At 42.4% G+C, this 14,946-nt stretch carries 11 protein-coding genes; 2 read left to right on the forward strand and 9 right to left on the reverse strand.

Annotated elements, in window-relative coordinates:
* Positions 1–13 precede the first annotated feature (13 nt).
* From I6J03_RS12880 to I6J03_RS12920, 9 genes are all read right to left on the reverse strand, one after another.
* On the reverse strand, positions 14–679 hold the full coding sequence (locus tag I6J03_RS12880; RefSeq protein WP_003011612.1) for a beta/alpha barrel domain-containing protein: 666 nt from the start codon (positions 677–679) through the stop codon (positions 14–16).
* Positions 672–1,724 carry a sugar kinase gene (locus tag I6J03_RS12885; protein WP_003011615.1) on the reverse strand — a complete coding sequence of 351 codons (1,053 nt, stop codon included), beginning with the start codon at positions 1,722–1,724 and terminating at the stop codon, positions 672–674. The genes I6J03_RS12880 and I6J03_RS12885 overlap by 8 nt, the downstream gene beginning before the upstream one ends.
* A gap of 6 nt (positions 1,725–1,730) precedes the next feature.
* Positions 1,731–3,131, reverse strand: coding sequence for a glucuronate isomerase (uxaC, locus tag I6J03_RS12890; protein WP_003011616.1), 1,401 nt, complete (start codon positions 3,129–3,131; stop codon positions 1,731–1,733).
* Positions 3,132–3,192: 61 nt separating this feature from the next.
* Positions 3,193–4,839 (reverse strand): UxaA family hydrolase, encoded by a 1,647-nt coding sequence (locus tag I6J03_RS12895; RefSeq protein ID WP_003011618.1) that lies wholly within the window; start codon positions 4,837–4,839, stop codon positions 3,193–3,195.
* Positions 4,840–4,844: 5 nt separating this feature from the next.
* Positions 4,845–6,356, reverse strand: coding sequence for a tagaturonate reductase (locus I6J03_RS12900; protein WP_003011621.1), 1,512 nt, complete (start codon positions 6,354–6,356; stop codon positions 4,845–4,847).
* An 11-nt stretch (positions 6,357–6,367) separates the two neighbouring features.
* The gene (gene pelA / locus I6J03_RS12905) at positions 6,368–7,399 is read right to left on the reverse strand and encodes a pectate lyase (RefSeq protein ID WP_003011623.1); all 1,032 of its coding nucleotides are present in this window, start codon (positions 7,397–7,399) and stop codon (positions 6,368–6,370) included.
* A gap of 13 nt (positions 7,400–7,412) precedes the next feature.
* Complete coding sequence (locus I6J03_RS12910) at positions 7,413–9,323, reverse strand: glycoside hydrolase family 88 protein (protein WP_003011625.1); 1,911 nt, start codon at positions 9,321–9,323, stop codon at positions 7,413–7,415.
* A 10-nt stretch (positions 9,324–9,333) separates the two neighbouring features.
* A complete protein-coding gene (locus I6J03_RS12915) occupies positions 9,334–11,067 on the reverse strand; it encodes a glycoside hydrolase family 28 protein (RefSeq protein ID WP_003011627.1) in 1,734 nt (577 codons plus the stop codon).
* Between the two features lie 47 nt (positions 11,068–11,114).
* Positions 11,115–12,077 (reverse strand): pectinesterase family protein, encoded by a 963-nt coding sequence (locus I6J03_RS12920; RefSeq protein WP_003011629.1) that lies wholly within the window; start codon positions 12,075–12,077, stop codon positions 11,115–11,117.
* Positions 12,078–12,313: 236 nt separating this feature from the next.
* Here I6J03_RS12920 and I6J03_RS12925 point away from each other — a divergent pair, with 236 nt between their 5' ends.
* Both I6J03_RS12925 and I6J03_RS12930 read left to right on the forward strand, forming a co-directional pair.
* The gene (locus I6J03_RS12925; RefSeq protein ID WP_050767825.1) at positions 12,314–13,960 is read left to right on the forward strand and encodes a glycoside hydrolase family 43 protein; all 1,647 of its coding nucleotides are present in this window, start codon (positions 12,314–12,316) and stop codon (positions 13,958–13,960) included.
* Positions 13,960–14,946, forward strand: a complete 987-nt coding sequence (locus I6J03_RS12930) for a pectinesterase family protein (protein ID WP_003011632.1) — start codon at positions 13,960–13,962, stop codon at positions 14,944–14,946. Before I6J03_RS12925 ends, I6J03_RS12930 begins: the two co-directional genes overlap by 1 nt.

Genomic DNA, 14,946 nt, shown 5'->3' on the forward strand with positions numbered 1-14,946 from the left:
ATGGTAGTTGGTTTTAATATTTACTTTCTTGTACAAGCTTCAGTGCTAATACCGTATTATCATATAATTCGTCGTACAATCCTTTTTCCATGACTTGCTGGCTGATCAGTTTGCTCCCCATGCCTACGGCACATACCCCTGACTTAAACCATTTACGAAGATTGTCGATATGAAGTTCGACTCCTCCTGTAGGCATAAATAGCTGTCCCCGGAAGAGATCTCTGATAGAAGAAATAAATTCCGGACCCAGTATGTTGGCCGGAAATATCTTGATAAGTGCTGCCTGATGCTGTTGTGCAAGACTAATCTCGGTGGGTGTCATACAGCCCGGAATCCATAAGAGCTCATTTTTCTTTGCGACAGCTGCTACATCCGGATTGATGGTAGGTGCTACCAGGAAATCTGCTCCTGCAGTCACAAAATCTTCTGCCTGGCCGGCATTCGTGATCGTACCTATTCCTATGTACAACCCCGGAAGTTCCTGATCACGTACAGCGATCAGTTTTTTGAAATTGTTTAAGGCGAATTCTCCTCTGTTGGTATATTCAAAGACACGTATTCCGGCTTTGTACAGTACACGCACCAATGCGATTGTACCTTCTTCGCTATCCTGATAAAACAGGGGAAGCATACCTTGCTGAAGAATAGCATCCAGTACTATTTGTCTTTTATTACTCATTTTCTGTTTTCATTTTTAGTACATCTGCCACACTGCTGGTAGTCGCATCACTTGGGATAAAAAGTTTGTCATAGGCTGCTGCAGTCGCAAAAGCCAATGTTTCTTTTGCTGGTAGCTGATGGTAAAATCCATAGATAAGGCCTGCCATAAAACAGTCCCCGCTTCCCACTTTATCCAATATCTGTGTTGAGATATATTCGCGCGAAACGGTCAGTTCTCCTTGTGTAAAGAGGGTGGTATAATAGCGTATACCTTGTCCGTAATCGAATCTGAAAGTATTGGCTACGGCTTTACAATGGGGATAAGCAGCGATAATTTCTTTTGATGTTTCGGTTGCCTGTTCCAGTAATATGTCTCTTTCGTATTCACTGTTTTCAGTCAGAGAATTATGTAGTGCTGTACCCAGCATTTTATTTGCAGCCCATACGTTTCCCATTATAAGTGTACAATAGGGTGCCAGCTCCGGTAATATTTCCAGAGGTTCTTTTCCATATTTCCACAGTTTGCTTCGGTAATTCAGATCTAACGAAACTGTAATTCCTTTTTCTGAGGCTGCCTTTACTGCCTGAAGACATATATCGGCGATTTCCTGACTGATGGCCGGACAGATAGCGCTGAAATGAAACCAGGAAATGCCTTCAAAAGCTTTATTCCAGTCAATGTCACCGGTTTTTAATTCTGCGTAAGACGAATTGGCTCTGTCATATATTACACTTGCATTTTTCAGGTCTTTTCCTTTCGGAAGATAATAGATCCCAAAACGGTCTCCTGAAAATAATACAGGATCCATATCGACACCTATACCGGATACAGAATTGACAATATCATGTGCTATTGCATGATCGGGAACTGCTGTCAGATAGGAAGACGGAACGTCCCACAACGCTAAAGCTGTAGCAACGTTCAGTTCTGCACCTCCGATGTAAAACGGAAGTTTGTTTTCGGCCAGCCACATTCCATTTCCATCCGGACAGATACGTAGCAGCAGTTCGCCAAAACTTAATACTTTACCTTTTCCTGCTCCCTGAAAATCTTGATCAATCATGCCGGATTAGAACTTAAAGTAGTTTTTGGCATTGAAATAAGAAATATCAGCGATGATCTTTCCGATTTCTTCCATATCATTTGGCAATTCTCCGTTTTCTACATCCTGTCCAAAAAGATCACATAATAATCTTCTGAAATATTCATGACGCGGAAAGGAAAGGAAGCTGCGTGAATCTGTCAACATCCCTACCAGGCGACTCAACAGTCCCATATTGGATAGGGCATTCATTTGTTTGGTCATCCCGTCTTTCTGATCCAGAAACCACCAGGCTGATCCAAACTGGATCTTACCGGCTACAGACCCGTCATTGAAATTGCCGATCATAGTAGCGATCAGCTCATTATCAGCAGGATTGAGGTTATAGATAATTGTCTTTGCTAATTTATCCTGCGTATCCAGTTTGTTTAAGAATTTGGACAGGGCTCTTGCCTGACTGAAATCACCGATAGAATCCCATCCGGTATCCGGACCGAGTATGCTGAGCATACGGCTGTTATTATTACGCAGCGCGCCCAGATGATACTGCTGTACCCAGCCTTTTTCATGATCCCATTCTGCAAAATAGATCAGCATGGCCGATTTAAATTTCAGATTTTCCTGATAGGAGATAGTCTGACGGGCTCTGATCTTAGCGAAGATGTCTGCGATTTCCTGTTCTGTATAGTCTTCTGCATAGATCTGCTCCAATCCGTGATCTGAAACAGAACATCCGTTGTCTGCGAAGAAATCATGACGTTTTTTTAAGGCATCCAGATAGTCCTGTAGAGTGGATATGGAGCGGTCAGATACAGATTCCAGTTTATTGATATATGCATTCAGCGCCTCTATGTCATCACTATTCATCGCTTTGTCGGGACGAAATGCAGGTAACATTTTGAAAGACTCTTTTTCTCCGGCGAATTGTTGGTGATAGTTTAAGCTGTCAGTCGGATCGTCTGTTGTACAGACGACTTCTACATTCATTTTCTTCAGTAATCCTCTTACTGAGTATTCTGTTGTCTGTAATCTGGCTGCAGTCTCTGCATAGATTTTATCTGCTGTCTTTGCAGATAGCAAATCTGTGATGCCAAAATATCTTTGCAATTCCAGATGAGTCCAGTGATACAGCGGATTGCGCATGGTCGAAGGAACCGTTTCTGCCCATTTTCTGAATTTCTCTTCATCAGATGCATTACCGGTTATATATTTTTCATTGACCCCGTTGGTACGCATAGCCCGCCACTTGTAGTGGTCTCCGTTCAGCCAGACCTGGCTGATATTTTCAAAAGATGCATTGTTGGCAATCTGTTCAGGTATCAGGTGATTATGATAATCAATGATGGGTTGATTCTTAGCAAAATTATGATATAAGTCTTGAGCGGTCTTTGAATGTAAAAGAAAGTTTTGGTCTAGAAAGCTTTTCATTTTTGAATAAGTTGTAGTACTTTTTGTGTTTTAATATTCTTTGTTCTGTATCCGGCTAATTTTAAAGGCTTACTCCTCTTTTCCATGGAATAAAATCGTCCTGATTGAGCAGCACAGCTTTTGGAATGATTTCACCACTTGCAGCCCTGATACAATATTCCAGAATATCTTCTCCCATTTGAGCTATTGTTTTTTCGCCTTCTATAATAGGTCCGGTGTTTATGTCAATAATGTCGCCCATTCGGTTTGCAAGTGCGTTATTCGTTGCGACCTTTATAACGGGGCAGACCGGATTGCCGGTAGGTGTACCCAATCCTGTGGTAAACAGAATTAAGGTTGCTCCTGAGCCAGCTTTACCTGTAGTAGCTTCTACATCATTCCCTGGTGTGCACACCAGATTCAGTCCCGGTTTTGTAGCCGGTTCGGTGTAATCCAATACATCCACCACAGGAGAGTTACCTCCTTTTTTAGCAGCCCCGGTACTTTTTATGGCATCTGTTATAAGGCCATCTTTGATATTACCCGGTGAGGGGTTCATATGAAATCCTGAACCTGCGTTTTCTGCCGCATTGCTATAGGCTGTCATGAGCTGTATAAATTTGCGTGCGGCAGATTCATCAATAGTTCTGTCTATCAGATTCTGCTCTGCACCACACAGCTCAGGGAATTCGGCAAGCAGTACTGTTCCGCCAAGGGTTACCAGTAGATCTGAGGTATATCCTACAGCTGGATTGGCACTGATACCACTGAACCCGTCACTGCCGCCACACTTAACCCCTAACACCAATTTACTTATTGGTGCCGGCTGACGTTCTGTTTCGTTTACTTCAGTGAGTCCGACAAATGTTTTTTGGATCGCTTCCTTGATCAGTTGTTCTTCACTTTGAGATTGCTGCTGTTCGAAGATGAACATCGGTTTGTCAAAGTGCGGGTTACGGTTTTTGAGATCTTCTAAAAAGTCCTTCACCTGAAGATTCTGGCATCCAAGACTGAGGATGGTGACACCTGCTACATTAGGGTGGTCCGCATATGCTGCTAATAATTTGCTGAGTACAGCTGCATCCTGACGTGTACCTCCACATCCTCCCTGATGATTCAGAAACTTGATTCCGTCTACGTTTTTGAAGAGACGCCCGGCCTTGCTTTGACTGGCAGCTAAAGATAATTCGTCTGCAGCAGACAGATCTTCACCATTTTTATAGGCTTCGACCAGATGACGTGTATAGGTCTTATATTTATCTGTAACGGCATAGCCCAGTTCATTGTGCAATGCTTCACGGATGACATCCAGATTGCGATTTTCACAGAATACAGTAGGGATGAATAACCAATAATTTGCAGTGCCGACACGACCATCCGGACGCACATAACCATTGAATGTACGACCTTCAAACTTAGAGATGTCCGGTGCATGCCATTCGTAATGGTAGGGGCGGTATTCATACGGTTCGGAAGCGTGTTTGGTATTTTCAGTATCCATTAATCCGCCCTTGCCGATATGGTGCTGAGCTTTTCCGACCAAAACACCATACATCATGATGGGATCTCCCGCATTCATGTCCTGCATAAAGAATTTATGTTTGGCAGGGATATCATCGAGTAAAGTGTAATTTTCTCCATCATAAATAATGGTCTCTCCTTTGACTAAATTTTGTAAAGCCACTAATACATTATCATTGGGATGGATTTTTAAAATTCTGGTTACCATGTTTATTAAATTGTTTTTTCAGCTTGTAAAGATTCGATTGCCGACTTTGCACCGCTGTTTTGTAATGTATTCAATTGTTTCTTTACACTGGTGGCAAAGCCCGGTAAACTGTTCAGATCCGTACCCCATAGACTTTGATCTGCGAGTACTTTTTCTACCAGTGTTTCCGGATCGTTCCAGTAGCCTGCCAGCAGGGGAGCATGTTCATCCTGAAGGATATACTTCTTTTCTCCTACAGTGCTGCAGTAGCCATCACTTGTGCTTTTACTGTTCATAAACAGCAGGTAAGCAGCAAAACCTAAAGCCATATGCTGCGGGACATGTTCAAATTTTTGATACCATTTTTCAAATAGTTCCCGGTTTCGCATCTCCATTTTTGATGTATAGTTCATCGCGATAGACTGCCATTTATGTTCGAGAGAAGGATTACTAAAGCGGTCAATTACACTATTGGCAAATGAAGCTGTATCTTCACGACTAATGCTGTCACTGAGAATTGCCGCAGATATTTCGTCTTCCATAAGACCTTTGACATAAGCTGTAAAAGCTTCATTCTTCATCGCTTCTCTGACGGTTTCAAAACCGGCTAATATGGCCAGCGCACAGCTTAAGGTATGTGTGCCATTCAGTAAGCGTAATTTCAGTTCTTTGAATTTGCTGATGGAGGGAACGATAAATATGCCTTTGTCTGCTTGTGCAAAGGAAAGTATTTCGGCGACCCGGGAATCTTCAGATTCTATAGCCCAGAGCCGGAAGGGTTCTGCCATGATGGTCAGCTCGTCTGTATATCCGAGTTGCTGTTCCAGTATATTTTGTTCGTCCTGCGGAAGTTTTCCGGGTACAATTCTGTCTACCAGTGTATTGCAGAAATGGTTGTTTTCTTTTAGCCAGGTGATAAATTGTTTGTCCAGATTATTTTGTTCGGCCAGGTCAAATACGATCTGTTGAAGTTTGGTTGCGTTATCACTGATTAATTCGGCCGGTACGATCACCATTCCGCTCTCCGGAGTTCCGCCAAAAGCGCTGAATCTTTCGTATAGAAACGCAAGCAGCTTGCCCGGGTATGAGGATGGAGGCATATCCGTTACTTTGTCTTCACTCATCACTATCCCGACTTCGGTAGTATTGGAGAAAACGACCTGCATCTCCGGACGATGTGCAGCTTTTAAAATTTCTTTCCAATCGTTTGCTGCGGAGAGTACACGGCTGATGGATGAGTTAATAATATTCTCGTGTATTTTCTTACCTTCTTCGATTCCCCGTATAGCTACTGTATACAGACCATCCTGTGTAGAAAATGCATCAACTCCACCCTGACTGGTAGATTTGACGACAAGTATCCTACCGTTGAAGATACCCTGACGATTGGCCTTGTCAATAAAGTAATCCGGCAATCCCCGTAATAATACGCCTGTTCCGAACTGTAATATCTTTTCGGGAAGATCGAGAAGATCTGCCGCAGGTTTGACCAGTCCGGTATGCTGTATATGTTCTAAATTCTTTCGGTTGAGTATCATTGTATTTACTTTTATTCTTCTATCTTATTTTTCTTTATCCACTTTTGATAATCTTTCTGTACAAAATTCAGCGGCCACACGCCATACCATGCATAGCCGTTACGCCGTTCTTCGCTTACTTCAGACAGGTTATATTTGATGGAATTATCTCTGTCTCCGAAGATGGGGCGATTATCCTTCAGGTCATAAAAACGTGCCCATACTACAGCATCCGGATCTTTTACAAGCTGACGTGTAGGTTTATTCGTTTCCGGATCTTTGCTGAAATCAAAGCGGTATCCCTCAATATCGTTTGTTTCAAACCACTTCTTGGCTGATTTGACGGCCTGTATTACTTCTGCAGAAGGTTGTTCAAGGCGCATTAAAAATTTCACGACCCCCATAGATTCACTAGTGCTGAGGGAAGCCGGTTCAAAATTGCGGGCTTTAGCCGGTTGGAGCGTATTCTGATCATATTGTGCAGCCCAGATCGTAAGAGTTCCATTCTGTCTGACCTGTGTTTTCAGAATACAGTCTAATCCGCGTTTTACAGCATCTTGAGCCCGTTTGCTAAGACCGGAGCGTACCACTTCATATCCTTCCAGTTTGTTCGATACATTGTAAAGAATATCCAGTGCATTAATCATTGCATTATCGTTGTAGGTGATTTCACCCCTGTAAATAGAGGCATTGGGATAATACTGCGGAAACCCACCGTTTGGATACTGCATTTTCAACAGATACTCTATACCTCTTTCTACCGCTTTCAGATAATTAGGATTTTTAGTTTTGTGGTAAGCCTGTATCAGATATTCAATTTCACGTGATGTAGCTTTATTATCTATAGTTGCATACTGATCCGTAGTTTTGCGGATCTTATCGGCCAGAGACTTATCTATCGGTTTCGAATAATCTACTGTGGATTTGTCAGCGAGTTGTTTGGACCATGCTCCTACAGGCAACTGATAACGCAACATTTTATCTGCCAGGGTATCTATCTGTGTCTGTGCATGTGCAATGCCTGCGCTTATCAGTATAAACAGTATTCCTAAAGTCTTTTTCATACGTCCTCTTTTGTTATTTTGATTGACTGATTAACCAGTTTACCAGATCATTAGTGGCATTCCAGTTTTGATATTCGGCCGGCAATTTGCGTCCGTCGATATACTCATTATAAAACCAGGGATCTCCTACTGCAAACACGGTACCTTTACCATATTTTGCGGTAGCAATGATAATATCACCCTGATCTGTGAGATTGGCTACAGCAGGTTTTGTGATCTGTAGGGTAGAAATTTCTTTGATGTATATTTTCGATGTTGTCTTGAAAATTGGATTTGATTCCGGGATCAGGATTGCTCCCTGTTCAAAGTTTTTGCCTTGTACGCGGTTACGGCTGTCTTCATTAAAGGTGATTCCGAATTTTTTGGACAGTGTGTTGAATTTTGCAATTTCGCAATTACCGCTATCATTTAATAAGAGCACGAGTACACCGCCTGATTTGACCCATTTTTCTATAGCTGAAGCCTCTTTGTCATTCATAAAATGAGGATTTTCAGTTTCTTTCTCTGTATCCGGATCAACGATAATGTAGATATTGCTGCCTTTTAATTGCTGTGCATCAGGAGCTGTTCTTAAGGTATTGATGTTGGCTCCTGTACGATTAAAGATTCTTCCCATAAAAGAAAAACCATTGTTATCTTCTCCATTCCAGAGGTAGTGGTAAGGCTCTTTCAGTCCGGATGGCTCTATTTTGTATTCGTTATTGTAATAATTGTCAAGAGTGACGACCTTGCCTTTTCCTTTTTTCGGAGCATTGATCCATTCGAGCTCTAAAGCAGCCAGCATAAAAGGTCCTACACCTTTAGGATCATTGGAAATAACCGGCTCACTCATATAGTATTCGAATGATCCGTCTCTGTAATTCTTCGAACCTCCTAATCCGGATACAGCTACAGTCTTATTCAGGTCTACACGATCTGGTCCTGCCGTCGTAACAAATTCTTTCAGTAATCCCTGATATCCTTTGCGAACTGCAGGAAGGTAGGATTCAGAAATGTAGCCTTTACGCACGGATTTGGCAAGGCCGTAAACAAACATACTTGAAGCTGAAGATTCAAAGTAATTCTCCTTTCTGTTCACATTCAGTACGTCATACCAGACTCCTGATTTTTTGTCCTGAAAATCTATAATAGCTTTTGCAGTACGATTCAAGATCGCTAACAGCTCCGGTCTGCGCGGATGATCTGCCGGGAAATTATCCAGTACATCTACCAGTGCCATTGTATACCAGCCCATTCCGCGAGCCCATACATGAGGGGAAAGGCCGGTCTGGGGATCAGACCATTTTTCCTGACGGGATTCGTCCCATCCATGATATAACAATCCTGTTTTCGGATCACGGGCATTTTGTTCCATGAAGCGAAACTGATCTGCTACATCATTGAATACTTCAGGTTTGTTCATGAGTACGGCATATTCCGTATAGAAAGGCTGTCCCATGTAAAGTCCGTCCAACCACATCTGGTAGGGGTAGATCTTCTTGTGCCAGAATCCGCCCTGTTTGGTTCTCGGGTGCTCTTTGAGCTGGTCAAACAGTATAGATGCAGCTTTTAAATATTTATCTTTTCGCGTTACTTTATACAGCATCAGCAAGGTGCGGCCGTTTTTTACATTATCGATATTGTGGTCAGCAAGTTTATAGTTTTTGATGTTACCTTCATTGTCTACATATTGATCCATCCAGCTCTGAATGTAATTAAAATAAACTCCGTCTCCGGTGTTACGCCAGACTTCGGTCATCCCTTCGAGAGTCACTCCCAGATCGTAGGTCCATTTCGGACCTTTCTTTTCATTGACAAAGGTTTCATCCTTAAACATTTTGTCAATGACGGTCAGAGCCATTTGCTCGGAAGTAGCTTTCTGTGCAAATGCTGAAGGTACATGAAGCACTAATATGGCTTGTATATAGAAGAATAATCTTTTCATTATTGGTCTGCTATTTAGCTATTTTGATTGCATTTTTAGATACTCCCGGGCTCAGATTGGTTGTCTGTCTGGCTTTTGACACATCTGTACCGGAAACATTGATATTCTTGCTTTTCTCTCCGGAGATCTGAAATAGTGTTTCTGAATCGGCAGGGTAACTGAATGTCGAAAATTTTATATTCTGGCTATTGTCAATATGCACGACCGGTTTTGTCTCAGGTGTAATAACCTTTACATTTTTCAGTTCTATGTCTGTAGATTCGATGATCTCAATTCCTTTTTTGGACTTGATGGAAATATTTTCCAGACTCATACCCTTGATGTTCATTTCCGGTAAACCTCTGAAGAAAATGGCTTTATCGGCGCCGTTCACTACGACATCTTTGATTTTGAAATTGCGGAATTGAGGAGTGGCTTCAGTGACCGGAAGTGTAACTGCTTTGACCGCTTCCTGTTTGTCTCCGATCAACGGAATAGGATCTTTTGCTTCATAATACATGTCTACCAGAATAGCTTCTCCCGGAATATCAAACATGCTGATACGATCTATAAAGATATTCTCCACGACACCGCCACGGCCACGGGTTGTCTTGAAACGCAAGCCAATGTCTGTACCGATAAATGAACAGTCATATACCCAGATGTTGCGGGCTCCGCCACTCATCTCACTTCCGATTACAAAACCGCCGTGCGCATGATAGACTACATTGTTGCGGATAATAACATTTTCTGTAGGAACAGCACGCAGGCGACCCGCTTCATCACGCCCGGACTTGATGCATATACCATCATCGCCGACATCGAAGGTGCTGTTTTCTACTAATACATTTTTGCAGGACTCGATATCGATACCGTCCCCATTCTGTGCATACCATGGGTTTCTGACCATTACATTGCGCACTGTCAGATCCTGACACAATAGGGGGTGGAGATTCCATGCAGGTGAATTCTGAAAAGTAACTCCTTCCAGAAGAATCTGTTTACAGTTATTCAAAACCAGCAAATTGGGTCTGAAGAAATCTTTGACATCGGCATAGTCTGCAGCAGTCTTTCCCGGGACTACAGCACTTGGATTTTTGGTTTTAGAACCATTCAGCGAACTTGCTGAAGGATACCAGATATTTTTCTCATCATTCAGAACACCGCCGGATTCAATGAGTTTTTTCCATTGGGAGGCAGTCATTTTACTTTTTTTGACCATTCGCCATGCACCACCGTTACCATCGATGATACCTGTTCCTGTGATTGCTATATTTTCAAGATTACTTCCGGAGATAGGACTTTGGTTACGCCATGCTGGCTGACCTTCCCAATTTGCTTCCACTAATTTATACTGATCAAAATCATCCGTGAACAGCAGAATAGCATCCCGCTGTATATGCAGGTTGATATTACTTTTCAGCTCTATCGGACCTGTCACCCATACACCGGCAGGGATCAATACGACTCCACCTCCTTTTTGACTCGTCTCAGCAATTGCCCTGTTAATAGATTGTGTATTCAGGGAAATCCCATCGCCCTGAGCGCCAAAGCGTACGATGCTGATGGTATCGGCTTTTACATGGACTTGTTTAATGCTTGGTAAAGAAGGGGCTGTCTGTGCTTGAGCCGGATTGTAGGAAGATAGTGTAAACCATCCAAAGAGCGCAAACTTTAAACCCAATACTATTGTTTTGATCTGTGTCATCATATGGTATCCTAAATATATAATTGGTTTGTTCATAGCAAGTGTACGTTGTTTCATATTAAAATTGAAGAGAAATCTATGCAATCGTTACCGGTAAATGTTGTCTACCGGAGAGATAATAAAGGGTTCCAATCTTTGAAAACAGCCTCTAAAGTCACTTTTTGGGCTTCATCTTCAGAGAGTTGATGTGACCATTTGACTCTATTTTGTGACAAACTTCCTCCACCTGTATTATTATATTCTGCATAAAGTACTGTTAGTTCATTACTTTCCTTACCCCAGTTGTGCCAGCCTTCTGCTGCAATAAAGGAAGGCAACTGAGTATTCATAAAAATGACTTTCGCATAAGGTCTCCATGGACGTCCCAGATAAAAACGTTTGGTATCCTTGTCGCCCGTAACACGGCATTTGTTGAAAACATAGCCATAGGCAACGGTATCAGGAGTTGATGCAGCAGTGATATATCCGCTGTTTTTGCAGTACAGTTCACATTCTTCAAACCAGGCTGTCGAAGATCCGAATATATAATCTACAGTACCTTCTATATAACAGTTATAGTAATACTGCCGGCTACCTTTTCCGTAGGTGTAGAGTGTATCCTGAAAACCTAAAAAACGACAGTTTGAAAAGACTGCACGGTCACTTGCCACCCATACTGCTACAGCCTGACCAACCGGACCTGCAGAATTTTGAAAAGTAAGGTTCTCGGCAACAAATCCATCTCCGTAGAGATACACACTTGAAGAACCTGAAGTCCCTTTTTCTTCTCCAAAAGTATTTTTACGTTGCGCAAAGTCATCGTATGTCAATATGGTTTTTTCTACCTGCTCGCCGATCAGTCTGACATTCTGTTTTGATCCGGCCAGAATAAGTTTTTCTTTATAAATTCCGTTTTTGATGTAGATAGTGGTGACTGTTTTACGAAAATCAGGTACAGCATTCAAGGCTTCCTGTACTGTTTTGAACTGCCCGCTGCCATCCTGTGCAACAATATAATCATAGGATCGGGCAACAGCATATTGAAGACCTGTAAATAGCATAACCGTAAAAAGCACTAAATTTCTCATCGCAATGGATTCTTAAATTGGTTGTTTTTTGTTTACAATTTGATTGGCGTGATTCCAAATTACTCATTAATAGATGAAAAAAGTCCTGTTTGCATGGGAATAAATCCGCAATCGATACCGGCAACGATTGCGTAGTAATACATTGCTATTTTAATGTAAATGGGCTATTCTTGTACTGACCGATTGCCCGATGGTTTATAGAAGCCATTAAAAATTGTAAACCTTATTTCTGTCCTATGAGACTACCATTGAAAATTTCATTCCTGCTGTATAGTATTAGTTCATTAAGTCATTTTGTGTATGCCCAACAACCACAGGGCTCACCTTCCAGTGTCTGGGTAGCTGATCTGGGAGATGGCTATTACCAAAATCCGATTTTGAATGCAGACTATTCCGATCCTGATGCGATTCGTGTAGGAGATGATTTTTATATGATAGCTTCCAGCTTCAATCATGTTCCGGGGATTCCTTTATTGCATTCGAAGGATCTTGTTAACTGGACTATCTTAACGCATGTCCTTCCGCAACAGAAGCCTTATGATGTATTTCAGAAAGTGCAGCATGGAAATGGGGTATGGGCTCCGGCTATCCGTTATTATAATAATGAGTTTTATATTTATTATCCCGATCCTGACTATGGGATATATATGGTGAAAGCAAAAGATGCGGCAGGCCCGTGGTCCGATCCGGTTCTGGTATTTGAGGGAAAAGGACTTATCGATCCCTGTCCTTTCCGGGATGAAGACGGACAGCATTATCTGGCTTTTGCTTATGCAGGCAGTCGTGCAGGACTGAAAAGTGTCCTGGCAATAGCACGTATGAATGAAGCGGGGACAGCGGTATTGGACAGGGGAGTGATTGTATATGACGGACATAAACTGGATCCGACAATTGAAGGACCTAAAGTATATAAGCGTAACGGGTATTATTATCTGTTTGCTCCCGCGGGCGGAGTTTCTACAGGCTGGCAGCTGGTACTCCGGTCTAAGGATATTTATGGACCATATGAGCGTAAAGTAGTCATGCATCAGGGAAATACGCCAGTCAACGGACCTCATCAGGGCGCATGGATAGATACACAAAGCGGCGAAGACTGGTTTGTACATTTTCAGGATAAAGATGCCTATGGCCGTGTCGTACATTTACAGCCTATGAAGTGGGTGAATGACTGGCCTGTGATTGGTATCGATAAAAAGGGAACAGGCACAGGAGAGCCTGTAATGAAGTTTAAAAAACCGAATGTGGGGAAGACTTATCCTGTAGCAACTCCTGCTGAATCCGATGAGTTTGAAACAACTTTATTAGGTAAACAGTGGCAATGGCAGGCAAATCCAGACGGAAGCTGGCTGATGCCAAGTGATGCCGGACATCTTAAATTGTATACCGTAAACGTACCCTCTTCGTATAAGAATTTACTGGATGTACCAAATATCCTTACACAGAAAATGCCTGCAGATGAATTCATGGCTACAACGAAGCTAAAGCTTATTCCTAATGATAAGTTAAAGAATGAAAGAGCAGGTTTCACAGTATTGGGAGAAAATTATTCTACCCTGTTTATCCGGCAATCGGCTGAGGGACCTGCGCTGTACTATGCAAAATGTACAAACGGACTGAAATCAGGAATCGAACAGGAAAAGCTATTGGCTAAAGTGGGGAAGGAACAATATGTTTATCTTCGGGTAGAAGTCCGGAAAGGGGCTGTATGTAACTGGTCATATAGTCTGGACGGAAAAAAATTTATAGCGGTAGAAGACAAGTTTGTGGCTAAACCCGGGCGATGGATAGGAGCGACCCTCGGTCTGTACGCTATTCGGGATCAGCAGATCAACGACAGCGGATATGCAGATGTAGATTGGCTGCGGATAGAAAAAATCAGATAATGAAGATTAAGATCACAATATGGTTCCTGCTGTTGTATACAGCAGTGTTTGCGCAGCAACCTCTGAAACTCACGGTAGCACAGCAGGGGACGGCTGATTTCAGAACTATACAGGAAGCCGTTTATGCAGTAAGAGATCATTTTGAACAACCTGTACAGATATTAGTAAGGAACGGCATTTATCGTGAGAAATTGATTATTCCGGCGTGGAAGCGTTATATCCATATCGTGGGAGAGAGCAGAGAAGGAACGATTATCCAGTATGATGACTTTTCAGGAAAGGACAATCCTGATAAGACAAAAGGTCTTGATAAGATAAATACTTACCTGTCTTATACAGTTCTGGTACAGGGTAATGATACGAGACTGGAAAATCTGACCGTTGAAAATACAGCGGGGCCTGTAGGTCAGGCTGTGGCTTTACACCTGGAAGCGGATAGGGTAGTTGTCAAAAACTGCAATGTATCAGGCTGGCAGGATACTTTTTATCTGGCGAAAGATGGTACCCGAAATTATGTAGAGGACTGCTATATCTCCGGATCGACCGATTTTATTTTTGGGGCTGCCACTGCCTTTTTTAAAAACTGCGTTATCGAGAGCCGGAGCAATTCATATATCACTGCTGCATCTACGACCCAACAATCGGCATTTGGATTTATATTTCAAGATTGTAAACTGATAACCAAAGATAAAGCGGTAACTAAAGTGTATCTGGGCAGACCATGGCGACCTTATGCCAAAACAGTGTTTATCCGTTGTGAACTGGGGGAGCATATAACAGCTAAAGGCTGGGATCCCTGGGACGGAGATAAAATGTTTCCGGACAAACATAAGACAGCCACTTACATCGAGGTGGCTAATTATGGTGCCGGCGCCGCAGATCTTACGGGACGTGTAACATGGAGCCGGCAATGGAGGAAGTACAATAATAAGGATTATGCTCTCCAAAAAGTTTTCGGGGACTGGAATCCATTGAAAAATCAATAA

The sequence above is a fragment of the Sphingobacterium spiritivorum genome (assembly GCF_016724845.1).
Classification (GTDB): domain Bacteria; phylum Bacteroidota; class Bacteroidia; order Sphingobacteriales; family Sphingobacteriaceae; genus Sphingobacterium; species Sphingobacterium spiritivorum_A.

Coding starts and splice junctions, on each gene's coding strand:
- I6J03_RS12930 (WP_003011632.1), top strand. CDS start 13,960: ATGAAGATTAAGATCACAATATGGTTCCTGCTGTTGTATACAGCAGTG.
- I6J03_RS12925 (WP_050767825.1), top strand. CDS start 12,314: ATGAGACTACCATTGAAAATTTCATTCCTGCTGTATAGTATTAGTTCA.
- pelA (WP_003011623.1), bottom strand. CDS start 7,399: ATGAAAAAGACTTTAGGAATACTGTTTATACTGATAAGCGCAGGCATT.
- I6J03_RS12920 (WP_003011629.1), bottom strand. CDS start 12,077: ATGAGAAATTTAGTGCTTTTTACGGTTATGCTATTTACAGGTCTTCAA.
- I6J03_RS12885 (WP_003011615.1), bottom strand. CDS start 1,724: ATGATTGATCAAGATTTTCAGGGAGCAGGAAAAGGTAAAGTATTAAGT.
- I6J03_RS12915 (WP_003011627.1), bottom strand. CDS start 11,067: ATGAAACAACGTACACTTGCTATGAACAAACCAATTATATATTTAGGA.
- I6J03_RS12900 (WP_003011621.1), bottom strand. CDS start 6,356: ATGATACTCAACCGAAAGAATTTAGAACATATACAGCATACCGGACTG.
- I6J03_RS12880 (WP_003011612.1), bottom strand. CDS start 679: ATGAGTAATAAAAGACAAATAGTACTGGATGCTATTCTTCAGCAAGGT.
- I6J03_RS12910 (WP_003011625.1), bottom strand. CDS start 9,323: ATGAAAAGATTATTCTTCTATATACAAGCCATATTAGTGCTTCATGTA.
- uxaC (WP_003011616.1), bottom strand. CDS start 3,131: ATGAAAAGCTTTCTAGACCAAAACTTTCTTTTACATTCAAAGACCGCT.
- I6J03_RS12895 (WP_003011618.1), bottom strand. CDS start 4,839: ATGGTAACCAGAATTTTAAAAATCCATCCCAATGATAATGTATTAGTG.